This window comes from Streptomyces sp. NPDC060064, assembly GCF_042736455.1.
GTDB lineage: Bacteria > Actinomycetota > Actinomycetes > Streptomycetales > Streptomycetaceae > Streptomyces.
Genome location: NZ_JBHWWF010000002.1, coordinates 183,373 through 205,750, shown reverse-complemented (window position 1 = coordinate 205,750; position 22,378 = coordinate 183,373). Strand labels below are relative to the sequence as shown.

Here is a 22,378-nt window from a genome sequence, read left to right as displayed (position 1 = left end):
TGTGATCGCGCTGGTTCTCGCGTGTACCGGCGGTTTGATGGCACCATCCGGCGCCCAGGCCGTCTCCGTCTCCACCTCGTTGTGCAGGACGGACAATGCGGCCCGGGGGCTGGCGAGCAGCCCGGTGGCGGGCAGCCTGGTCCCGGTCTCCCGGGCGGACGGCCGGGTCGACCAGTTCCAGCTGTTCCATGACGCCACCGCGACCGGGGGCCTGCCGTTCGTCTGGCATCGGGAGCAGGCCGGCCCCGGGGGCGCGTACGGCTCCTGGGAGCGGGTGAGCGCCGCCACCGTCGGGCCGAAGAGCTACTACGTCACCGCGGCCGAGAACGCCGACGGCCGGGTGGAGCTGCTGTTCTCCGCCTACGGCCAGTTCTGCCACTCCGTGCAGGACGTCAACGACCTGGAGTGGACCGCGCCGGAGCCCTTCGGCCTGGCCCCCGGCCCGTACATGGGAGGGGTCGTCCTCTTCAAGGAGCGGGACGGCAGCCTCGACGCCTTCGCGTCGACCACGACGACCGGCCGCTCGATGGAGGTCCGCACCCAGCAGAGCCCGGGGGACGTCTGGGGACCCGTGCAGTCGATGGGCAAGGTGCCCGAGGCGAATATCGGGCTCAGCCATCCGAGCACGGTCACCGAACTCCCCGACGGTCGACTGCATGTGACGGTCCACGAGTGGAACCGCGATACCCGGTTCTGGCAGGTCACTCAGCCGGCTCCGCACGGAGCCTGGGGCCCCTGGCAGCTGTGTGTCACTCCGCGGTGCGCGTGATCACTGTTCTCGCAGAGGCTGGGAGGCCGACAGCAATGATGGCAATGACAGCAATAGGACGGACGGCGAAAGCACGCGCGGCGGCCCTGGGCGCAGGCCTGGGCTGCGGCGCGCTGTTGCTCTCGCTGATGGGCGCCCAGCCGGGATGGGCCGAGCCCGTGCCTGCGGGGCCCGCGCTGACGGTGGACCGGACGACGGGACTGCTCGACGGCGACATCGTCAACTTCCGCATCACCGGCGGGCCGCCGAAACAGTACGTGTGGGTCAAGGAATGCGGTCCCTCCGCGAGCGTGACCACATGCGACGACGACACCCGACGGCAGTTCCGGGTGCTGCCCGACGGGACGTACGACGTCTCGCCGAAGAAGCTCTACGCCCGGTTGAGCACCGAGTCCGGCGATGTGGACTGCCGCACCGTGGCTCGGACCAACCCGTGCTCGCTGGCGCTGACCGACAACGCGGGCGCGCTGCTGACGACGGTGCCACTGAGTTTCCGGCCGCACGGTCCTCTTGAGGCGGCGCCCACCCTGTGGGCCGACCCCAACCAGGACTTGCTCCACGGACAGGTGGTGCATGTGACCGGTCGAGGCTACGAGCCGCAGTACCACGTCTCCGTGCTGGAGTGCGTCACCGGCTCGACCAGTACCTTCGGCTGCCGTGGCAGCCGGCCGCCGGGCACCACCGACCAGGGCCGTATGGACCGGGAAATCGCGGTGTCGGTCTCGTTCACGAGCATCGACGGTCGTACGGTCGACTGCCGCCCCAGGAACAGCTGTGAGCTGGTCGCCTTCGCCTCGCGGGTCCGGGGGCCCGAGACGGTACGGGCCAGGCTGCACTTCGACCCGGCTCAGCCGCTTCCCTAGTGCGGTGCGCACCGTGCGCCGGTCGCACGGTGCCGCGGCCCTGCGTCCCGCAGCGGGCAGGCTGCGGGACGCTCGCCGCGTCCTTGATCAGCCGGCCCAGGTCCAGTCGGCGACTTCCGGCAGGTCGACGCCGTGCTCGCGGATCCAGGCGTGGTGGCGGGTGCGTACATCGGCCATTGCCTGCCGTACGGCCACGGCCCGCACGCCGAGCCCGGGAACCCGGTCGATGACGTCCATGACGAGCCGGTACCGGTCGAGATCGTTGCGTACGACCATGTCGAAGGGTGTCGTCGTCGTGCCCATCTCCTTGTAGCCGCGGACGTGCAGGTTCGGGTGGCCGGCCCGTCGATAGGCCAGGCGGTGGATGAGCCACGGGTAGCCGTGATAGGCGAAGACAACCGGCTTGTTTCGGGTGAACAGGGCGTCGTACTCGAAGTCCGCCATCCCGTGCGGGTGTTCTCCCTGGGGCATCAGCCTGGCCATGTCGACGACGTTGACGACGCGCACCACAAGCTGCGGCAGATGGCGGCGCAGCAGTCCGGCCGCGGCGAGGACCTCTTGAGTGGGTACGTCGCCGGCGCAGGCCAGGACGACATCCGGTTCGCCTTCTCCGTTCTCCGTTCCGGCCCACTCCCACACACCCGCGCCGCGCGCGCAATGGGCGCGGGCCTCGTCGAGGGAGAGCCAGTCGAAAGTCGGCTGCTTCCCGGCGACGATCACATTGACATAGTCGCGGCTGCGCAGTGCGTGGTCGGCGACGGAGAGCAGGGTGTTGGCGTCCGGCGGCAGATAGACCCGTACGACCTCGGGGCTCTTGTTCAGGACGTGGTCGACGAAGCCGGGGTCCTGGTGCGAGAAGCCGTTGTGGTCCTGCCGCCAGACATGCGACGTGAGCAGGTAGTTGAGAGAGGCGACAGGGGCACGCCAGGGCAGGGACCGGGAGGTCTTGAGCCACTTGATGTGCTGGTTGACCATCGAGTCGACGATATGGACGAACGCCTCGTAGCAGGAGAACAGTCCGTGCCTGCCGGTGAGGAGATAGCCCTCCAGCCAGCCCTGGCACAGATGCTCGGAGAGCACCTCCATCACCCGGCCCTGCCGCGAAAGGTGCTCGTCGGTGGCGGTGGTCTGTGCCTGCCAGGCCTTGCCGGTGACGTCGAAGAGGGCCTGCAGCCGGTTGGAGGCGGTCTCGTCCGGTCCCACGACGCGGAAGTCCCGGCGCTCGGCCGTGTCCGCCATGAGCTGCGCGAGGAGGCCACCCAGCACACCGGTGGGTTCGTGCAGGGTGACACCCGGCTTGTCGACGGGGACGGCGAAGTGTTCCAGCGGTGGTACGGGCAGGTCCCTGACGAGGAGCCCGCCGTTGGCGTGCGGTGTGGCGCCCAGCCGACGTTCGCCTTCGGGAACGCAGGCCAGCACCTCGGGGCGGGGGCTGCCGGACTCGTCGAAGAGCTCCTCGGGGCGGTACGAGCGCAGCCATGCCTGCAGTTGGGCGAGGTGCGCGGGGTTTTCCCGTACACCGGCGAGAGGGACCTGGTGGGAGCGCCAGGTCCCTTCGACCGGGACGCCGTCGACCTCGGCGGGCCCGGTCCACCCCTTCGGCGTACGGAGCACGATCACCGGCCAGCGCGGCAGTTCGGCCTTTTCACCACTACGGGCGTCGTGCTGGATACGGGCGATCCGGTCCAGCGCCTCGTCCATCGCCGCGGCCATCGCCCGGTGCACCTGGTCCGGTTCGTCGCCGGTGACGTGGAGTGGCTCATGGCCGTATCCGCGCAGCAGTTCGGCGAGATCTGCCTCGGGCAGCCGCGCGAGGAGCGTCGGATTGGCGATCTTGTAACCGTTGAGGTGGAGGATGGGCAGCACCGCGCCGTCGCCCACCGGGTCGAGGAACTTGTTGGAGTGCCAGGAGGCGGCGAGCGGTCCGGTTTCGGCCTCGCCGTCGCCGATCACGCAGGCGACCAGCAGGCCGGGGTTGTCGAGCGCGGCGCCATAGGCGTGCGCGAGGGAGTAGCCCAGCTCTCCTCCTTCGTGGATGGAGCCGGGAGTCTCCGGTGCGACATGGCTCGGCACTCCGCCGGGGAACGAGAACTGCCGGAAGAGCCGCTCCATGCCGGCCCTGTCCCGGCTCACGTCCGGGTACGTCTGAGAGTAGCTGCCCTCCAGCCAGGAGTTGGCGAGCACGGCGGGACCTCCGTGGCCCGGACCCCAGATGCACACTGCGGACAGGTCGCGGGCCTTGATGACCCGGTTGAGATGGGTGTGGACCAGGTTGAGGCCGGGTGAGGTGCCCCAGTGGCCCAGCAGCCGCGGTTTGATGTGCTCCGGCCGCAGCTCCTCGGTCAGCAGCGGATTGCCCATCAGGTAGATCTGCCCGACCGCGAGGTAGTTCGCGGCCCGCCAGTGCGCGTCGAGCGCCCTCAGTTCCAAGGCGTCCAGCACGGTGCGGTCCTGACGCTTGACCTTGCGCATGGTTTCCTCCATAACGTCGTTGCATGGCAGTCAAGAAGGGGCCGAGGCAGCCCGCGAAAATGCCGCGTGCGCTGTACGAACGTGAGCTGTACCGGCTGCAGACGGAGCTGGTGAAACTTCAGGAGTGGGTTCGCGCCGAGGGCGCCCGCCTTGTCGTCGTCTTCGAAGGACGGGACGCGGCCGGCAAGGGCAGCACGATCAAGCGGGTGACGGAACATCTCAATCCTCGGGTCGCGCGTATCGTCGCGCTCCCCAAGCCCACCGAGCGCGAACGCACCCAGTGGTACTTCCAGCGCTACACCGAGCACCTTCCCGCCGCGGGGGAAATAGTCCTCTTCGACCGAAGTTGGTACAACCGGGCCGGCGTCGAGCACGTCATGGGCTTCTGCACGAAGGAGGAGCACCAGCGCTTTCTCCACCAGTGCCCGATCTTCGAGCGGATGCTGGTCGAGGAAGGGCTCCTGCTGCGCAAGTACTGGTTCTCGGTGAGCGACGCCGTACAGGAGCAGCGGTTCCGGCGTCGGCTGGAAGACCCCACGCGGCGCTGGAAGCTTTCACCCATGGACCTGGAGTCGATCACCCACTGGGAGGCGTACTCGCGGGCGAAGGACGAGATGTTCGTCCATACCGACATCGCGGAGGCGCCGTGGAATGTCGTCGAGAGCGACGACAAGCGCAGAGCGCGGCTCAACATGATCGCGCACCTGCTGTCGACCGTGCCGTACCGCGATGTGCCGCCACCGGAACTGGAGCTCCCGCCGCGTCCGCCCGCCACGGGCTATCAGCGACCACCGCGGGATCTGCAGTCGTACGTACCGGACCATGCGGCGGGCCTCCTGGAGTGATGTCCGGAGGTTGCAGCTGAAGCCGACATCGGCCGGCACGGTGCGGCCGTCAGCGACGCAGGCTTCCGCCGCCGGCGGGTCCGTACAGATCGAGCAGGCGGCTGCGGGCGGACTGGAGCCGGTGTGCGATCACCTCGGCAATACGGAGCGTGAGCGCCTGGCTGAGCTCCGGCTCCTCATCGAACAGGGCGCGCACCTTCGCGGCGTCGAATTCGAGCGCTCGGACGGGGGTGGCCGCCGCGGCGCCCAGATGCCAGCTGCGCGGAGGGAACAGCCAGGACCAGCCCAGCAGATCTCCGGGGCCGAGCTGCTCGACGACGACGGCGCGCCGTCCCGGAACGTGCATGTCGAGCTCGACGGCTCCGGAGCGGATGATCCAGAAGCGATCCGCGCGCGAGCCCTCCTCGAAGATGCGGGCGCCGGCCGGGAAGGCTGATTCCGTGGCGAGTTCCATCATCCTGTCGCGGCCTTCGGGCGGCAGGACGTTCAGCAGTGGGGCCACCGTGGTCATCGCTGTCTCCGTCCCTCGGGGGCCGCAGCGGGGGCCCGGGATGGTACCCCTCCCCCTCCCCAGACTGCGCGGCTTCTCCCCGGACTGCGCGGCGGCGAGCGGACCCGGCGTCGTCGTCCGTGCCCCGGGACGGAATTCCCTCGATACTGGGTATGAGCCGACAGTTCCCCAGTACGACAGCGAAGCCACCCGGCCGCGGCCGACCTGCCAATCTCACCTGGAGGTAGTCATGAGGATGCTCATCAATGTGCCGGAGACCGTTGTCGCGGACGCGCTCCGTGGCATGGCGGCCGCGCACCCCGAGTTGTCCGTGGACGTGGAGAACCGGGTGATCGTACGGGGCGATGCGCCCGTCGCCGGGAAGGTGGGGCTGGTGTCCGGGGGCGGCTCGGGGCACGAGCCGCTGCATGGCGGGTTCGTCGGGCCCGGAATGCTCGCCGCCGCCTGCCCCGGAGAGGTCTTCACCTCTCCCGTTCCCGATCAGATGGCGCGGGCGGCCGCCGCCGTGAACAGCGGCGAGGGGGTGCTGTTCATCATCAAGAACTACACGGGCGACGTCCTCAATTTCGACATGGCGGCCGAGCTCGCCGAGGACGAAGGGGTCCGTGTCGCCAAGGTTCTGGTCAATGACGATGTGGCGGTGACCGACAGCCTCTACACGGCGGGCCGCCGCGGCACCGGCGCGACCCTGTTCGTCGAGAAGATCGCGGGCGCGGCCGCCGAGGAGGGCGCACCGCTGGAGCGGGTCGAGGCGATCGCCCGCCAGGTGAACGAGAGCTCCCGGAGCTTCGGTGTCGCGCTGAGCGCCAGCACCACACCCGCCAAGGGCAGTCCGACCTTCGATCTGCCGTCGGGCGAGCTGGAGTTGGGCATCGGCATTCATGGAGAGCCGGGGCGTGAGCGGCGCGCCATGATGACGTCGCGGGAGATCGCGGACTTCGCGGTCAATGCGGTGCTGGAGGATCTGCCGCCGACAAGCCCGGTGCTGGTGCTCGTCAACGGCATGGGGGCGACGCCGCTGCTCGAGCTGTACGGCTTCAATGCCGAGGTACAGCGCGTGCTCACCGAGCGTCGCGTGGTCGTGGCCCGTACCCTCGTCGGGAACTATGTGACCTCGCTCGACATGGCCGGCTGCTCGGTGACGCTGTGCCAGGTCGACGAGGAGCTGCTGCGGCTGTGGGACGCGCCGGTGCAGACCCCCGCGCTCCGCTGGGGTCGCTGACCCGTCCAGGCCCGACTCACCACAGGGAGTTCATGTGCTCGACGCCGATTTCTTCCGCCGCTGGCTGACGGCCGCGGCAGTCTCCGTGGACCGCGAGGCGGACCGTCTCACCGAGCTGGACTCGGCGATCGGTGACGCCGACCACGGCAGCAATCTCCAGCGCGGGTTCACGGCGGTGACGGCGGTCCTGGAGAAGGAGGCGCCGCAGACACCCGGGGCCGTACTCACGCTGGCGGGACGGCAGTTGATCTCTACGGTGGGCGGCGCATCGGGTCCGCTGTACGGGACGCTGCTGCGGCGTACCGGCAAAGCACTCGGCGAGGACGCCGAGGTCACGCCCGGACAGTTCGCCGAGGCGCTGGGCGTGGGTGTGGCGGCGGTGGCGCAGCTCGGCGGCGCCAAGGCCGGGGACAAGACGATGCTGGACGCGCTCGAGCCGGCAGTCGCGGCCCTCGGCGACACCACCGCGTCTTTCGCGGCGGCCAGCGAAGCGGCCGAGCAGGGCGCGCTCGCGACCGTGCCACTGCAGGCGCGCAAGGGCAGGGCCAGCTATCTGGGCGAGCGCAGCATCGGGCACCAGGATCCGGGGGCGACCTCGTCGGCCCTGCTGATCGCCGCGCTGGCGGAGGTGGCGGGATGAGTGATAGCAAGCCGGTCGGGATCGTGCTGGTCTCGCACAGCAGGGAGGTGGCCGCGGCTGTCGCCGAGCTGGCGACGGGGCTCGCGGGCGGCGGCACGACGGCGCCCGTGGCGTCGGCGGGCGGCACTACGGACGGCGGCCTGGGCACCAGCTCGGAGCTGATCGCGGCGGCGGCCGCCTCGGTCGACCAGGGTACGGGGGTGGCCGTGCTCGTCGACCTGGGCAGCGCCGTGCTGACGGTGAAGGCGCTGCTGGCCGAGGGCGACGAACTCCCGGAAGGAACACGGCTGGTGGACGCGCCGTTCCTGGAGGGCGCGGTGGCCGCGGTGGTGACTGCGTCGGCGGGCGGCGACCTGGACGCGGTCCAAGCGGCGGCCTCGGAGGCGTACGACTACCGGAAGGTGTGACGCCCGCGACCGGACGGTGTGACGCCCGCGGAAGCCGACAGGTGGCCCACCACGCCGCAGCTCGTGCCTGTCACGATCGACGGCTCGGTGTACCGGGTGCCGCTCCGGCGGGCTCTCGACCGTAGAGGCCGCCGGAGTGACCCCGTCACTCTTTTGGAGTTGCGTTGGGGTCGCGTACCCGGCGGATCGGCCGGGCGCCCGGCCATACCGCGTGACCTGGCACGACCAACACGACCACGGCGGCAGACGGTGGTGACACACCGCGGCCGGGCAGCCCGCGCCACATGCGGCGCCCCCATGGGCCCTCATAGCGTCTTCTCCATCGAGGTGCATTTCTTACGTTTCGCGGAATACATCCGTGGCTGCGCCTCGGGAATTCGGAGAATTCACCATGCCTGCGATACGTGTCGCCTCCCTCGCACTGATCGGCACCGCCGCGCTGGCCCTCGGCGCCCCGGCCGCCGTCGCCGCCGACGACGACGACGACGGGAACAGCGCCACGTCGTTCGGCTTCACCGCCACCCCTGCGACCGTCGCGCCCGGCGGCACCGTGACGCTCAACGCCACCGAGTGCGAGGCGCCGACCGTGACGGCCTCCTCGGGCGTCTTCGAGACCGTCACCCTCAACGAAGGCCAACCCGCCACGACGAAGGTCGCCGCGGACGCCAAGCCCGATGCCAAGTACGACGTCACCTTCGACTGCAAGGGCGAAAAGGGCACCGCCCCCCTCACCATCACCAGTGGCTCCGGCTCTCGCACCGACACGGGAACAGGCGCTGACGTTGGTACCGGTACGGAAGCGGGGGCCGACGCCGGCGCCGGGACGGAAACGGGAGCCGTCGCCGGCACCGAGATGGGCACCGGCAGCGACGCAGGTACCGGGACGGAAACCGGGGGCGACGCGAGTACCGAGCTGAGCACCGGCAGCGACACAGGTACCGGGACGGAAACCGGGGGCGACGCGAGTACCGAGCTGAGCACCGGCAGCGACACAGGTACCGGGATGGCCAAGCCCGACCGAGGTAACGACACGGCGAAGCCCGACCGAGGCAACGACACGACCAAGCCCGACCGAGGTACCGGGATGGCGAAGCCCGACGGAGGGGTCGAAGGCGGTGCCGGCGGCAGCGTCTCCGATCTGAGCCCCGCGCAGATCGCCGTCGGTTCCGCGCTCCTCGCGTGCGCGCTCGGCGCCGGCGTCTTTCTGCTGCGCCACCGCGCCGCTGACAGCGTCTGACGGGCACAGAGCGGCTCCGCCGCGCCGGGCCCCCGACGGTCGGGCGCGGCGGAGCGCCAACGGAGGGCCTGAGAAGGCACAAGGGAAGGGTTATGCCTACGTACAACAGGCGCGGCGCCTGGTTCACGGTCGTCTGCGTCCTGCTGCTCGCAGTGTTCCTCCTGCGTAACGGATCCACGCAGGTCGCCGACGGCCCGCCCCAACCCGGCTCAGCCGTCGCGGCCCCGCACGGCACGGCCGATCCACTGCCACCCGCACCCGCTCCGGTGCCCCACTCCGCGCCGCAACGGATCACCGTCCCGTCCGTCAAGGTGGACGCCCCGCTGACCGAGGTCGGCCTCGACGCCGACGGCTGGGTGGAACCCCCGCCGCTGGAGGACAGCAACCTCGCCGGCTGGTACCGGGGGTCGGTCACCCCCGGCGAACGGGGCACGTCCGTCATCGTCGGCCATGTCGACAACACGGCGGGACCGGCCGTCTTCTATGAGCTCGGCGCCCTCGAGCGGGGCAGCCGTATCGAGATCCCGCGCGAGGACGGACGTAGGGCGGTGTTCGCTGTGTACGACGTCGAGGTGTTCGCCAAGAAGGAGTTCCCCGCGGCACGCGTGTACGCGGACGGCCCGGAGCCGGAGCTGCGGGTCCTCACCTGCGGCGGCGACTATGCGAAGAAGACCGGGTACGACGGGAACGTCGTGGTCTTCGCCCGCCTGGTCGAGCTCCGCTGACGGCTCGCCCGCGGCCCCCGCGCAGGGGAGAGCCGCGGCCCCGTGCAGGCGGCCTGTCGGTCGCATGTAGGTGCCCTCTGTGACGGTGATCAGCACACCCCTCCCACCCACACCGTCAGGAGATTCGATGGAGCAGCGGCTGCCGGTCCGGTTCATCCAGGTCACCGAGGTCACCCGGCTGACCCCGCACATGGCGCGTATCACCTTCGGCGGCCCCGATCTCGAAGGCTTCGCTCTCGACGCCCCCGACCAGCAGGTGAAGCTGTACTTCCCCCGGCCGGGCCGGAGCGGCCCGCGCCTGCCGGGGCCCAAGGACGGCGACGGCGATGTGATGCGGTGGTACGAGGCGTACCACGCGATCCCCGAGGACGAGCGGCCCTGGATGCGCAGCTACACGATCCGCGCCCATCACCCGGGGCACACCACGATCGACATCGACTTCGTCCTGCACGACGACGCGGGGCCCGCGACACGCTGGGCGCTGGCGGCCGGGCCCGGAGACACGCTCGGCATGTACGGCCCGTCGGCGTACTTCGCCAAGGCCCTACCGCTCGGCACCACCGACTGGATGCTGCTGGCCGGGGACGAGGCGGCGCTGCCGGCGATCGGCACGCTGGTGGAGGCGCTGCCCCGGGGGGCGAGGGCCGTGGCGTACATCGAGGTCGCCGACGCGGCCGAGGAGCAGCGCTTCGAGACGGAGGGCGAGGTGACCGTGCACTGGCTGCACCGGGCCGCGGCACGGGCGGGTCACGGCGAGCTGCTCATCGAGGCCGTGCGCGCGGGGCGGTTCCCGCCGGGGTCGGTGTTCGCCTGGCTCGGCGGCGAGGCCGGCGCGGTGCGTGCACTGCGCCGCCATCTGATCGAGGAACGCGGTATCGGCAAGCGCGACATCGACTTCGCCGGGTACTGGCGGCTGCGACTGACCCAGGACGACGCGCCGACCGAGGAGGACCTCGCGGAGGCGCGGGAGCGGCTGGCCGACGCGCAGGCGGGGGCGGACGGCTGAGGTCGGTCAGATCAGGGCGGCGGCTTCCCGTGCGGACAGGCCGCCGCCCTCGGCGTACGCGCGCTCATACGTCTCCCCCGGCAGCACCGCACGCAGGTCGGACTCGGCCCGCTGCCGGAGCTCCTTCTCCTCGGCGAACGGCCGGAACCCGAGACCGCCCGGCTGCCGACTGCCCCGGTCGTACGCCCCGAGCAGCCGTGCCCCGTCCCGCGCCGCCCCCAGATGCGCCATCGCCCAAGCGGCACACAGGAATTGATCGACAATCATCTGCGGGTCCAACAGATACGCCAGGCTTTCCAGCCGCCGCACCGCCTCCTCGATCCGGCCACGGGCCCGTCCGTACTCCCCGTCGATACAGTCCAGCCAGCCGTACACCCCCGCCACGATGCCACCGAAGAGTCCCGGCGAGTCGGCAGTCAACTCGCCTTCGACCTCTACGAGTTGTTCCCGGGCAGCACCGGTGCGGCCGGTGCGGCCGTAGTACTGGGTCAGCAGCATCCGGGCCGTACTGAGTGCCTCCGTCACGAAATCGCCGGACTCGGCCACCGCCTCGAGCAGCTGCCGCTCGGCGCGCTCCCTGTCCGCCGGGGTCTTGGCCGTCCGTAGTCGCACCGATGCCAACTGGGCTTTGAAGACCGGCACTTGGGCGTGCTTGCCGACGCGGGCGGAGCTCCGCATGGCCCGCTCGAAGTCCGCGGCGGCCTCCTCGTACAGACCGCGCCGCTCGAACGCCTCCCCGCGGGCGGACAGCGACTCGGCAATACCCCACAGGTCGCCCGCGGTCTCGAACAGCGCGAGCGCCCGGTCGGCATCGCTCGTGCACTGTTCGAGTCCGCCGGTGCGGTAGCCGAGCAGCTTGGCGCGCAGCAGCAGCGCGAACCCGAGATCCCAGCCCTGGCTCAGGTCGCTCGCCCGATCCGGCTCTTCGCAGCTCGCGACAATGGCGTCCATGGTCTCGGCAAGCCCGTCGAACTCGCCCGTCATCAGCCGGGCGAAGAACCACATGGAGCCCGGCTGCCGGCAGATCTGCGGCAGCCCCGGGCGGTAGGCGGCGACGATTCCGCGCAGATACACCTGCGTCTGCGGCTCGCTCAGCGCCGTGCCCTCGTCCGCGGTGCTCGCAAGCACCATCAGCCGCACCCCGCGCCGCGCCTCCCACAGCTGTTCCTCGGACCAGGGCGGCGGAGTGTCGGTGCAGCGTGCGGGCAGCGGCACCGCGATCCGTACCGGCGACCGGAAGGGGTCGACGCCGAGCCCGGCGACCGCCGACGACCAGGTGCGGGCGTCCGCCTGGTGACCGCGCTGCTGCCAGAACCAGTTCATGGACAGCACCAGACAGAGCGCCTCCTGCTCCTCCGCCCGGCGGACGGCGGTGCGCAGCGCGGTCCGTACATTGTCGTGCTCCGTCTCGAGCCGCTCCAGCCACTCGGCCCGGCGCGGGCCGCGCAGCTGCGGATCGCCGGTGCGGACCAGCTCTCGGTAGGCGCTCATATGCCGTCGTTCGGCCTCGGCCCGCTCACCGGCTTCGTCGAGCCGCTCCGCCGCGTACTCGGCGACGGTTTCCAGCAGCCGGTAGCGCATGCCGTCCGGACGGCCGGGACCGTCCGGGACGGCGACCACCAGCGACTTGTCGACAAGAGAGGCGAGGGGGTCGAGGGGATCGAGGGCGCCCGCCCCGCACACGGCCTCCGCCTGGGCCAGTGCACAGCCGCCGGAGAAGACGGCAAGACGGCGCAGTACGATCCGCTCGTCCTCATCGAGCAGGCCCCAGGACCAGTCGACCACCGCCCGCAGCGTCCGCTGCCTGGGCAGTACGGTCCTGCTGCCGCTGCTGAGCAGTCGGAAACGGTCGTCCAGCCGGTCCGCGATCTGACGCGGTGTAAGAGCGCGCAGCCGGGCGGCGGCCAGTTCGACGGCGAGCGGCAGTCCGTCGAGTCTGCGGCAGATCTCGGCGCACGCCTGCGTGTCGTCGTCCGTACGGAATCCGGGCCGGGCGGCCGCGCCGCGCTCGGCGAGCAGCCGCAGCGCCACGTCCTGCGGCAGAGGTCCGACGCCGCGTACGGATTCGCCCGGGACGCCGAGCGGCTCGCGGCTGGTGGCCAGCACCCGCACACCCGGGCAGCCGGTGAGTACCGCCTCCGTCAGCCGGGCCGCCGCGTCGATCACATGCTCGCAGTTGTCCAGGACGAGCAGCATCCGCCGTCGTCCGCAGTAGTCGACCAGCTGGGCCAGCGGGTCGCGCGTAGCGGCCTGCGCGGCGGCCGGTCCGCGCGCTTGGGTCTCCCGGGCCTTGAGCGCGGTCAGGACCGCTTCGGGAACGGTCTCTTCGTCGCGTACGGGGGCGAGTTCGGCCATCCAGACCCCGTCGGGCCATGTCCCGGCCGCGGCTTCGGCGGCCTCCATGGCCAGCCGGGTCTTGCCCGCGCCGCCGGGGCCGAGCAGGGTCACCAGCCGGTGGGAGCGCAACTGCTCCGCGAGGTCGGCCAGTTCGGCCTCGCGGCCCACGAAGGAGGTGAGCCTGACGCGCAGGTTGCCTCGCGCGACGGGCATTTCCGGGTTTGCCAGCAACTCCGCGTGCAGAGCGCGCAGTTCGACGCCGGGGTCCGTTCCGAGCTGCTCGGCGAGGCGCACCCGTATGTCCTCGTACGCCTGCAGCGCCTCGGCCTGCCGTCCCGCCGTCCGCAGGGCCCTGATCCGGAGCGCCTGGAGCGGTTCGTCCAGTGGAGCCGTGGCGGCGAGCGCCGTGATCTCGGCGAGCACTCCTTGCGCCCGGCCCAGCTCCACCTCGGCCGCGAGCCGGGTGCGGCGCGCCTCGGTGTGGCGCTGCTCCGCGCGCACGGCCAGTGGATCACGGTCCCTGCCGGGCAGATCGGTGAGCGCCCGGCCGTGCCAGAGCGCAAGCGCCTCGTCCAGCAGACCGGCTGCCGCGGCTGCGTCCCCGGTATCGAGTGCGGCGGTTCCTTGCGACGCCAGCCGCTCGAAGCGGAAGAGATCGATGTCGTCCCGGTCCGCCGCCAGCCGGTAGCCGCCCGGCACGGACTCCACCGCCGTCCTGCCGAGGGTTCGCCGCAGGCGTCCCACCAGCGCCTGCAGGGCAGCCGGCTCGTCGGCGGGCCACTCCTCGCCCTCGCCCCAGACCTGGGCGACCAGTTCCTCGGCGGCCACCGTCCGGCCGCCGCCCGCGGCCAGCGCGGCCAGCAGGGCCCGCAGTCGGGCCCCGCTGAGCGGTGCCTCGGTACCGTCCGGGCGGAGCGCCTGAGTGGTGCCGAGTACGCGGTATCGGTAGATCACCGGCCCATTGTCCCTGCCGACGGTCCCGGCCCGATGTCCCTGCCGATCAGGTCGCGCTGCGCTCGCTCGCCAACTGCAGGACGTCCTCGATCTCGCGCCCGGACCGCAGCAGCTCACGCCAGCGTTCCGTACTCCAGTCGGCCGGCCGCGTGGTCTCGATGAAGTCCTCGACCAGGGCCAGAAAGCGCGCTGGGTCGGCATGGAAGGGAAAGTGGCCCGCTCCCTCGAAGATCTCCAGGCGGCTCCCCGGCATCGCGTCGTGCGCTCCGTACGCGTGCTCCATCGGCACCACGCCGTCGCGCGATCCCCACAGCAGCATGGTCGGCATCCCCTGCGTCAGGTAGCAGCGGTCGAGCATGGTCACCACCTGGCCGCGCCAGTCGACGACCGCCCGCAGTGTGCGGATGAAGGCGCTGCGCGAGGTCGCGTCGGGCAGCGCGTCCACAAGGTTGAGCAGCTCCGGAGCGTCCTGTCCGAGGTCGGTGTCCAGCCGCCTGATCAGTTCCGTGAAGAGGCCGGTTCCCTGCCGCATACCGGGCAGGCTGAGTATCGAGAGGAGGAGGTTGACCCCGGGCAGCGAGACGGCCCGCAGGACGGGATTGACCTCCCCGCCCACACCGCCGGCGCTCACCAGGACCAGTCGTTCGGTGCGCTCGGGGAACTGGTACGCGAACTGCATGGCCACTCCGCCGCCGAGCGAATGGCCGACGAGCGTGGCCCGGTCGATGCCGAGCACGCCGAGCAGATCGCGCATGCCGTTCGCGTAGGCCGCCACCGAGTAGTCGGCACGGGGTTTGTCCGACGCTCCGTGGCCCAGCAGATCGGGTGCGATGACCGTGTATCTGCGGGCCAGTCCCGGTATGAGGTCGACCCAGGTGGCGGAGGAGTCGCCGATGCCGTGAATGAGCAGGACGGCCGGTCCTTCTCCGGCGATCCGGTACGCGCGGCGGTAGCCGTGCACTACATGGTGGCGCAGCTGCGCGTCGCCTTCGCTCACGGAGCGCAGCCTGCTCCGGTCCATTGCGTGCGGTCCGAGGCCGACGGCCATCGCGCTCACCCCTCCCCTGTCCCCTGCGGTTCCTCATCCGAGCGTAGAACCGCCGCCGCACCGGGGATTTCCGCCAGGTTTCACTCCGGGTACGGCTTTCGAGGCCGCGTGCTCATACGCGCCGTGTGCAGTCGCCAGGGCGGGCGCGTTCATGGGTACGGGAGCCCTTCGCGCGACAGAACCGCCGCCCACCGGGTAGATTGGTCTACACCACTTGCGCCTTCAGAGACAGGGATCTCCGTGGAAGTTGTCATCGTTCCGGACTCCGCCGCCGGCGGCGAGCTCATCGCCGAAGCCATGGCCGAACTGCTGCGACGCAAGCCCGACGCACTCCTGGGCGTAGCCACCGGCTCGACTCCGCTGCCGATCTACGATGCCCTCGCAGCCAAGGTGCGCGCCGCGCAGGTGGATGCTTCCCGCGGCCGGATCTGCCAGCTCGACGAGTACGTAGGACTGCCTTCCGGCCACCCCGAGTCGTACCGCTCGGTGGTCCTCCGTGAGGTCGTCGAGCCGCTCGGCCTGACCGACGCCTCCTTCATGGGCCCCGACGGCACCGCCGAGGACGTCGCGGCCGCCTGCCTCGCCTACGACCGTGCGCTGGCCGAAGCCGGCGGCGTCGACCTCCAGTTGCTCGGCATCGGCACCGACGGACACATCGGCTTCAACGAGCCCTGCTCCTCACTCGCCTCCCGCACCCGGATCAAGACGCTGACTCAGCAGACCCGGCAGGACAACGCCCGGTTCTTCAGTGGCCTCGACGAGGTCCCCCACCACGTCATCACCCAGGGCATCGGCACCATCCTGGAAGCCCGTCATCTGGTCCTGCTGGCGACCGGTGAGGCGAAGGCCGAGGCCGTGGCGCTCGCCGTCGAAGGCCCGCTGTCGGCACTGGTGCCCGCCTCGGCCCTGCAGCTCCATCCGCACGCCACCGTCGTGGTCGACGAGGCGGCGGCCTCCAGCCTCAAGCTCGCCGACTACTTCCGCGCCACCTATGCCGCCAAGCCCGACTGGCAGGGCATATAGGACACGGCCGCCGTCGCCGTCCCGGCCGGAAGAGGAATGTTCCAGTCGAGACATAATTCGCGCCACAACGGCTCGACACCGCCCATGAGTTGATACGGTGCTGCTCGCTCAGCACTTTTCACGCGCGTTCAGCTGACGCGCCGCCCTGCCGCCCCCGGACCCTGCGCGGCCAGGCCAGTGCATCGCAGGAGCGCGGGGGATTTCATGGACGACATCGATGTGGTCACAGCAAGCCTGGAACGAGTCAGACTCCGGGCCGGCCATGTGGTGCGCTACTTCTACGCGCATCTCTTCACCCACCATCCGCGGCTGCGCCCCCTGTTCCCCGCCGCGATGGACGACCAGTACGAGCGGTTGTTCGCCGCGCTGGTGCAGGTCGTGGAGCATCTCGGCCACCCCGCGCTCCCCGCACACCTGAACCGACTCGGCCGGGATCACCGCAAGTTCGGGATATCCGACGAGGACTACACCGCCGTGGGCGAGAGCCTCGTCGCCGCCATCCGCTACCACAGCACACACACCTGGGACGACCGGACCGAGCAGGCATGGCTGCGGGTGTACGGATTCGTCGCCGCGGCCATGACCGGCGGAGCGCACAGCTCGCTCGCCGCGAACGAGCCGGCGTGGTGGGACGGCACTGTCGTCTCGCACCGCCTGCACGGCGGTCACACGGCCGTCATCCGCGTCGTCCCCTCCGCCCACTACCCATGGCTGCCCGGCCAGTACGCCACGATCGAGCACCCGGATCTGCCGGGCGTGTGGCGGCCCTACTCCCTGGCCGGCCGCCCCGGCCGCGGCGGTGTGCTCGAGTTCCATATCGGCCGGGTCACCGAAGGCCTGCTCAGCAATGTCCTGTGCGACGGCACGACGCCCGGCCACACACTGCGGCTGGGCGCCGCCTCGGGATCCGCGCTGACCCCGCCGGCCGGCACCCCGGCCGTCACACTGATCGCCGCCGGCACGGGCTGGGCCCCGGTCAAGGCGGTCCTGGACGAGTTACTCGCCCGCAGGCCGGCGCCTCGTATCCGTATCGACGTCGTCGCCCGCGGCGAGGCCGACTTCTACGACGGCGGCTCTCTCGTCGACATCCTGCGCGCCCACCCCTATCTGAGCGCGTACTGGTGGTACGAGGAGCGCGGCAAGGGCCGGATGAGGGCCGCGGAACGTCTGCACAGCAATTTGAGCGCGCGCCGCGGGTGGCCCGGCGAAACCGTCTACCTCTGCGGTCCCGTGATGTTCGTGCAGGAGACGGCCGAACTGCTCCACGACTGCGGCCTGCCTGCAGAATCGCTTATCCGCGATCCACTGCCCGCGTCGGTGCAACCGCGCGGATACGTCTCCCACGCGGAGCAGTTCCTCGATCCACCGCCCGTGACCTGGATCGATCCGGACGCCCGTACGCGCCCGCTCGACCTCCCGGCGCCGCAGCCCCATCCCGAACCTCAACCCCTGCACAGGCCCGCGCCACCGGACAGCAGTGGCGGCTGGTTCGAGCCGCACGGCGCGGTCGGACGGGTCTGACTGCCCGCTCCACCCTCACTCCCCGTCGCGGAACTCCGTACGGAACACGGAGCAGCGGCACCACCGGGGAGGGTGGTGCCGCTGCCGTCCCACTGCGCGGAGGAGTCGGGTCAGGAGGCGAGCCAGAGCGCCGGAGCGTTCGGCGGCTCCATCAACGGGTTGCGTCGTCCGCCGTCAACACCGGCAGAGTTCCTGGGTCCCCGAACCCCCACAGGGAAACACTTTTCGGCTTTCGATCAGGAGCAAATGGGTGTATCCCGGATACATAGCGGTGCATGCTCGTACACGCTCCGGCATCGGGCTGCCCGTGGTCGACGGCGAAAGGCCGCCTCATGCAAACAGCGCCCGGCGGATCCCCCAGCCCTCCGCTTCCGCAGTCGTCCGCGGTCGGCGAGAAGGGACTCAAGGGCAGCGCGCTGGGTCTCGTCTCCTCCGTGGCCATCGGCCTCGCCTCGACCGCCCCCGCCTACAGCCTGGCCGCCACACTCGGCTTCATCGTCCTCGCCGTCGGGCTCCAGTCACCGGTCGTGGTGATCCTGGGATTCATCCCGATGTACTTCATCGCCTACGCCTACAAGGCGATGAACGCCGTGGACCCCGACTGCGGCACCACTTTCACCTGGTCCGCGCGGGCCTTCGGACCGCATACCGCGTGGATGGGTGGCTGGGGCATCATCATCGCCGACATCATCGTGATGGCGAACCTGGCGCAGATCGCAGGCCAGTACGGATTCCAGCTGGTCGGAGCGGACGGTCTGGCCGGCAGCCGCGGCTGGACTGCTCTCGCGGGCGTCATCTGGATCATCGTGATGACGGCCATCTGCTATATCGGCATCGAGATCTCCGCGGCCCTGCAGAAGTGGCTGCTCAGCATCGAGCTGCTGCTTCTCGCCATCCTCTCCGTCATGGCACTGGTGAAGGTGTACGGCGGCAACGCGCCGCAGGAATCGCTGCATGTGGACGCGGCCTGGTTCAACCCCTTCGAGATCGGTTCCGCCAGCTCGCTGACGCAGGGTGTCCTGCTGGCCGTCTTCATCTACTGGGGCTGGGACACCGCCGTCTCCGTCAACGAGGAGACCGCCGACCGCGAACGCACCCCCGGCCGCGCCGCCGTCATCTCCACCGTTCTCCTGCTGCTCATCTACGTCCTGGTGACCACCTCGGCGCAGGCCTTCGCCGGGATCGGCGACAAGGGCATCGGCCTGGCCAACCCCGACAACGCGGGCGACGTCCTGGGCAGCTTCGGTGACGAAGTGTTCGGCACGGAGGGATTCGGCGGGTTCCTGGCGAAGATGCTGGTCCTGATGGTGCTGACGTCGGCAGCCGCCTCCACGCAGACCACGATCCTGCCGACCGCCCGCACCAGCTTCTCGATGGCCACGCACAAGGCGCTGCCGGCGGCCTTCGCCCGCGTCCACCCTCGCTTCCTGACACCGACGTGGTCGACCGTCGCCATGGGCCTGGCGTCGATCGTCTTCTACGCCGGGCTGACGGCCATCAGTGGCAATGTCCTGGAGGACTCCATCGCCTCGGTCGGTCTGGGTATCGCGTTCTACTACGGACTGACCGGCTTCGCCTGCGTGTGGTACTTCCGCAAGGTCCTCACCCGCAGCGCCGCCGACTTCTTCTTGAAGGGCCTCCTCCCCGCACTGGGCGCCCTGATGCTGCTCGGCCTGTTCTGTTACGCGGCCTTCCACGTCTACTCCGACCCGGCGTACGGAACCACCGTCATCGACCTGCCGCTGCTCGGCAGGACCGGCGGCGTGTCCGTCATCGGCATAGGCGCCCTGGCGCTGGGCGTTGTCCTGATGCTCATTCAGCGGGCAGTGCAGGGCTCATGGTTCCGTAACCCCGACGTGCCCGTCAGCGTCGCGTCCAAGTCCTCGCCCCAGTAGGCCACTTGCTTCCGGTGACGCCCGCGGCCGCAGCCCGGCCCACAGTGGAACAAAGCGGCCATTCTTCATCAACAGGACACAAGGCGGCGCGCCGATGCCGCGTCCATTCGGCTTGTTTCCCACCGTGGATCGAATTTTCCTGTGAAGCGCTCGTGAATTCCTCTTCATATTCGATCAGCGATACCACTCCCAGCGCATCAAATCACCTCTCATTGCCTCCGGAGCCGGTGATGACCGGATGACCGAATCGGTCTCTTGACCCACCGTTGAGATGCAAACCAGACTCCCCAGAGGCACTCATGCATCAGGAGCCACAAGCGCAGGCACATGCCGATGGCCCTGCGAGACCGATATCGCACGGGGTGTGCGACGGGGGAATGCAGTGGAGAGCGCGTATGCGTGCTCAGTACATACGCGCGTCCTTCACATCCCCTCCTCATCTCTTGGTGCGCGAAGGGAATGGAGGGGGAATGCCGACGCACATGGGCTATCCCGGCGTTTACATCGAGGAACTTCCCAGCAGCATCCGTACCATCGCCTCGGTCACCACCTCGGTGACCGCGTTCGTGGGGCACACCCGCCGGGGTCCGCTCAACCAACCCGTGCGGATCACCAGCTTCGCGGACTTCGAGCGTCGCTTCGGCGGACTCACCTCACAGAGCGCTGTCAGCTACGCAGTGCACCAGTTCTTCGGCAACGGCGGCACGGTCGCGGTGATCGTCCGCGTGGCCAAGGCCGGCACCGGCGAGGAAGCCTGCGTCACGCTCAACTCCACCGAGGGGCACAGCGAGTGCCCGGTGCTGGAGGTGCACGCCAAGGAACCCGGCGTCTGGGGCTCGGGCCTGCGGGTGGCCGTCGACCACGACACCCCGACTCCGGACAGGACGTTCAATCTCCAGATCCTCGACGCGCGCGGCGGGGCCCGCGAGTCCTTCACCGGTCTGTCGATGAACTCCGGCCACGGCCGCTTCGTGGAGACCGTCGTCAACGCGGGCTCCTCGCTCGTCCGCGTGAAGGCTCTGGACGAGGACCGGCCCGACCCCTCCGGCACCGTCTCCAAGCCCTTCGCGGCCGAACTGCCCCATCTGAACGTCGAGTTGAAGGTCAAGATCGGCGATGTGGAGCGTGAGTTCACGCTCTACGATCCCGACCACGACGACGAGCCGCCGAGCAGTGTCACCGAACTCGCCCTCCTGCTCGAGCGCAAGCTGCGCGCGCTGCCGGACGCTCCCGGCAAGCACGCCTTCGCCGGCGCCGAGGTGACCGCCTTCGGCCGGCGCATCCAGGTCGTCGCCGGATCCGTCGACCCCGACGACGTGGTCCGCTTCGTCGGCGAATGCGCCAACGACCTGGGCCTGGAGGCCTCGGTCAACCCGCCTGTCTTCCCGCTGGAGGGCGGCAAGGACGGCGACCCGCCCGGTCCGCGCGACCTCATTGGCAGCGAGGCCCGCAAGACGGGCGTCCAGGCGCTGCGCGACGTGGACGACGTCAACCTGCTGGCTCTGCCCGAGCTTTCGGCGTACGAGTCCACCGAGGACATGGTCACCGTACTGTCGGCGGCCGAGCAGCTCTGCCGGGAGCGGCGGATCTTCCTCCTCGTCGACTCGCCATCGACCTGGGGCAGCGTGGACGCCGCACGGGCCGGGATCGGCGCTTTCGAACCCGTACGCAGCAACCACGCGGCCCTGTACTTCCCGCATCTGCAGCTCACCGACCCGCTCACCGGACGGCTTCGCTCCTTCCCGCCGTCGGGTGCCATCGCCGGCGTCGTCGCCCGCACCGACGGCGAGCGCGGCGTGTGGAAGGCGCCGGCCGGAACCGAGGCGCGGCTGGCCGGTGTCCGGTCGCTGACCGTCAAGCTGACCGACCGGGAGAACGGGCTGCTCAACCCGCTGGGCGTGAACTGCCTGCGCACCTTCCCCGTGGTGGGTCCGCTGGTGTGGGGCGCGCGCACGCTCGAGGGCGCGGACGCGCTCGACAGCGAGTGGAAGTACGTGCCGGTGCGCCGGCTCGCCCTGCATGTCGAGGAGAGCCTCTACCGCGGTCTGCAGTGGGTCGTCTTCGAGCCCAACAACGAGCAGCTCTGGCAGCAGATCCGGCTGAAGGCCTCGGCGTACCTCAACGACCTGTTCCGGCAGGGTGCGTTCAAGGGCGGCACGCCGCGTGAGGCGTACTTCGTCAAATGCGACAAGGACACCACCACCGACGCCGATATCGACGCCGGAGTGGTCAATGTCGTGATCGGCATCGCGCCGGTCAAGCCCGCGGAGTTCGTGATCGTCAAGATCCAGCAGGTCGCCGGGCAGTTCGACCTCTCGTAACCCTAGGAAAAGGAACACGAAGGAAACCGATGGCTGAGTTCCAGATAAACGCCCATCGCTTCGACCCGTACAAGAATTTCAAGTTCCTGGTCCTCTGGGACGGTCGAACGGTCGCGGGCATCAGCAAGATCAGTCCTCTGAAGCGCACCACCGAGGTGGTCAAGCACCGCCACGGCGGTGACCCCAGCTCGCCGCGCAAGTCGCCGGGCCGCTCCGAGTTCGAGGGCGTCACGCTCGAGCGCGGTGTCACCCACGACCCGGAGTTCGACCGCTGGGCCAACAAGGTGTGGCAGGTCGGCGCCGGGCTCGGCTCGGAGGTCTCGCTGCGGGACTTCCGCAAGGACATCATCATCCAGGTCCTCAACGAGGCCGGACAGGTCGCCGTCTCGCACAAGCTCTACCGGGCCTGGGTCAGCGAGTACCAGGTGCTCGGTGAGCTGGACGCCAACGCCAACGCGGTCGCCATTCAGAGCGTCAAGCTCGAGTGCGAGGGCTGGGAGCGGGACTACGAGGTGGAGGAGCCGGTCGAGCCCTCCTTCACCCATCCGGCCTGAGCCCTGCGGAATGCACCGGAGGAGTGAG

At 70.0% G+C, this 22,378-nt stretch carries 18 protein-coding genes; 14 read left to right on the top strand and 4 right to left on the bottom strand.

Annotation, left to right across the window (positions count from 1 at the left end):
- Positions 1-37: 37 nt before the first annotated feature.
- Both ACFWDI_RS03195 and ACFWDI_RS03190 read left to right on the top strand, forming a co-directional pair.
- Entirely contained in the window at positions 38-769 is a 732-nt protein-coding gene (locus ACFWDI_RS03195) for a hypothetical protein (RefSeq protein WP_385300998.1), read from the top strand.
- A gap of 44 nt (positions 770-813) precedes the next feature.
- The gene (locus ACFWDI_RS03190) at positions 814-1,632 is read left to right on the top strand and encodes a neocarzinostatin apoprotein domain-containing protein (RefSeq protein WP_385300997.1); all 819 of its coding nucleotides are present in this window, start codon (positions 814-816) and stop codon (positions 1,630-1,632) included.
- Between the two features lie 87 nt (positions 1,633-1,719).
- Here the strand turns inward: ACFWDI_RS03190 and ACFWDI_RS03185 are convergent, their stop codons facing one another.
- Positions 1,720-4,104, bottom strand: coding sequence for a phosphoketolase (locus ACFWDI_RS03185; protein ID WP_385300996.1), 2,385 nt, complete (start codon positions 4,102-4,104; stop codon positions 1,720-1,722).
- A 23-nt stretch (positions 4,105-4,127) separates the two neighbouring features.
- On the opposite strand from ACFWDI_RS03185, the gene ppk2 reads away from it, so the two are divergent.
- On the top strand, positions 4,128-4,949 hold the full coding sequence (gene ppk2, locus ACFWDI_RS03180) for a polyphosphate kinase 2 (RefSeq protein ID WP_385300995.1): 822 nt from the start codon (positions 4,128-4,130) through the stop codon (positions 4,947-4,949).
- Between the two features lie 49 nt (positions 4,950-4,998).
- Here ppk2 and ACFWDI_RS03175 read toward each other — a convergent pair whose 3' ends face one another.
- Entirely contained in the window at positions 4,999-5,460 is a 462-nt protein-coding gene (locus tag ACFWDI_RS03175) for a cyclic nucleotide-binding domain-containing protein (protein ID WP_385300994.1), read from the bottom strand.
- A 229-nt stretch (positions 5,461-5,689) separates the two neighbouring features.
- Here ACFWDI_RS03175 and dhaK point away from each other — a divergent pair, with 229 nt between their 5' ends.
- The 6 genes from dhaK to ACFWDI_RS03145 all read left to right on the top strand — a co-directional run bounded on the left by dhaK (position 5,690) and on the right by ACFWDI_RS03145 (position 10,697).
- Positions 5,690-6,682 carry a dihydroxyacetone kinase subunit DhaK gene (dhaK, locus tag ACFWDI_RS03170; protein ID WP_385300993.1) on the top strand — a complete coding sequence of 331 codons (993 nt, stop codon included), beginning with the start codon at positions 5,690-5,692 and terminating at the stop codon, positions 6,680-6,682.
- Positions 6,683-6,716: 34 nt separating this feature from the next.
- Positions 6,717-7,322: a dihydroxyacetone kinase subunit DhaL gene (gene dhaL / locus ACFWDI_RS03165; RefSeq protein WP_385300992.1), complete on the top strand. Its 606-nt coding sequence runs from the start codon at positions 6,717-6,719 to the stop codon at positions 7,320-7,322.
- Entirely contained in the window at positions 7,319-7,729 is a 411-nt protein-coding gene (locus ACFWDI_RS03160) for a PTS-dependent dihydroxyacetone kinase phosphotransferase subunit DhaM (protein WP_385300991.1), read from the top strand. The genes dhaL and ACFWDI_RS03160 overlap by 4 nt, the downstream gene beginning before the upstream one ends.
- 391 nt (positions 7,730-8,120) lie before the next feature.
- Entirely contained in the window at positions 8,121-8,966 is an 846-nt protein-coding gene (locus tag ACFWDI_RS03155; protein ID WP_385300990.1) for a hypothetical protein, read from the top strand.
- Positions 8,967-9,058: 92 nt separating this feature from the next.
- A complete protein-coding gene (locus ACFWDI_RS03150) occupies positions 9,059-9,691 on the top strand; it encodes a class F sortase (protein ID WP_385300989.1) in 633 nt (210 codons plus the stop codon).
- Between the two features lie 127 nt (positions 9,692-9,818).
- A complete protein-coding gene (locus ACFWDI_RS03145; RefSeq protein WP_385300988.1) occupies positions 9,819-10,697 on the top strand; it encodes a siderophore-interacting protein in 879 nt (292 codons plus the stop codon).
- A gap of 6 nt (positions 10,698-10,703) precedes the next feature.
- On the opposite strand, the gene ACFWDI_RS03140 is transcribed toward ACFWDI_RS03145, so the two are convergent.
- Together ACFWDI_RS03140 and ACFWDI_RS03135 are read right to left on the bottom strand one after the other, a co-directional pair.
- Complete coding sequence (locus tag ACFWDI_RS03140; RefSeq protein WP_385300986.1) at positions 10,704-13,988, bottom strand: BTAD domain-containing putative transcriptional regulator; 3,285 nt, start codon at positions 13,986-13,988, stop codon at positions 10,704-10,706.
- 46 nt (positions 13,989-14,034) lie between these two features.
- Positions 14,035-15,009 (bottom strand): alpha/beta fold hydrolase, encoded by a 975-nt coding sequence (locus ACFWDI_RS03135; RefSeq protein ID WP_385301226.1) that lies wholly within the window; start codon positions 15,007-15,009, stop codon positions 14,035-14,037.
- A gap of 267 nt (positions 15,010-15,276) precedes the next feature.
- Between ACFWDI_RS03135 and ACFWDI_RS03130 the strand changes: the two genes are divergently transcribed.
- The 5 genes from ACFWDI_RS03130 (at position 15,277) to ACFWDI_RS03110 (ending at position 22,350) form a co-directional block, all read left to right on the top strand.
- A complete protein-coding gene (locus ACFWDI_RS03130) occupies positions 15,277-16,059 on the top strand; it encodes a glucosamine-6-phosphate deaminase (protein ID WP_385300985.1) in 783 nt (260 codons plus the stop codon).
- A gap of 204 nt (positions 16,060-16,263) precedes the next feature.
- On the top strand, positions 16,264-17,580 hold the full coding sequence (locus ACFWDI_RS03125; protein WP_385300983.1) for a globin domain-containing protein: 1,317 nt from the start codon (positions 16,264-16,266) through the stop codon (positions 17,578-17,580).
- Between the two features lie 332 nt (positions 17,581-17,912).
- Entirely contained in the window at positions 17,913-19,475 is a 1,563-nt protein-coding gene (locus ACFWDI_RS03120; RefSeq protein ID WP_385300982.1) for an APC family permease, read from the top strand.
- A 470-nt stretch (positions 19,476-19,945) separates the two neighbouring features.
- On the top strand, positions 19,946-21,796 hold the full coding sequence (locus ACFWDI_RS03115) for a phage tail sheath family protein (RefSeq protein ID WP_385300981.1): 1,851 nt from the start codon (positions 19,946-19,948) through the stop codon (positions 21,794-21,796).
- Between the two features lie 29 nt (positions 21,797-21,825).
- A complete protein-coding gene (locus ACFWDI_RS03110; protein WP_030352235.1) occupies positions 21,826-22,350 on the top strand; it encodes a phage tail protein in 525 nt (174 codons plus the stop codon).
- The last annotated feature ends 28 nt before the right edge of the window (positions 22,351-22,378 follow it).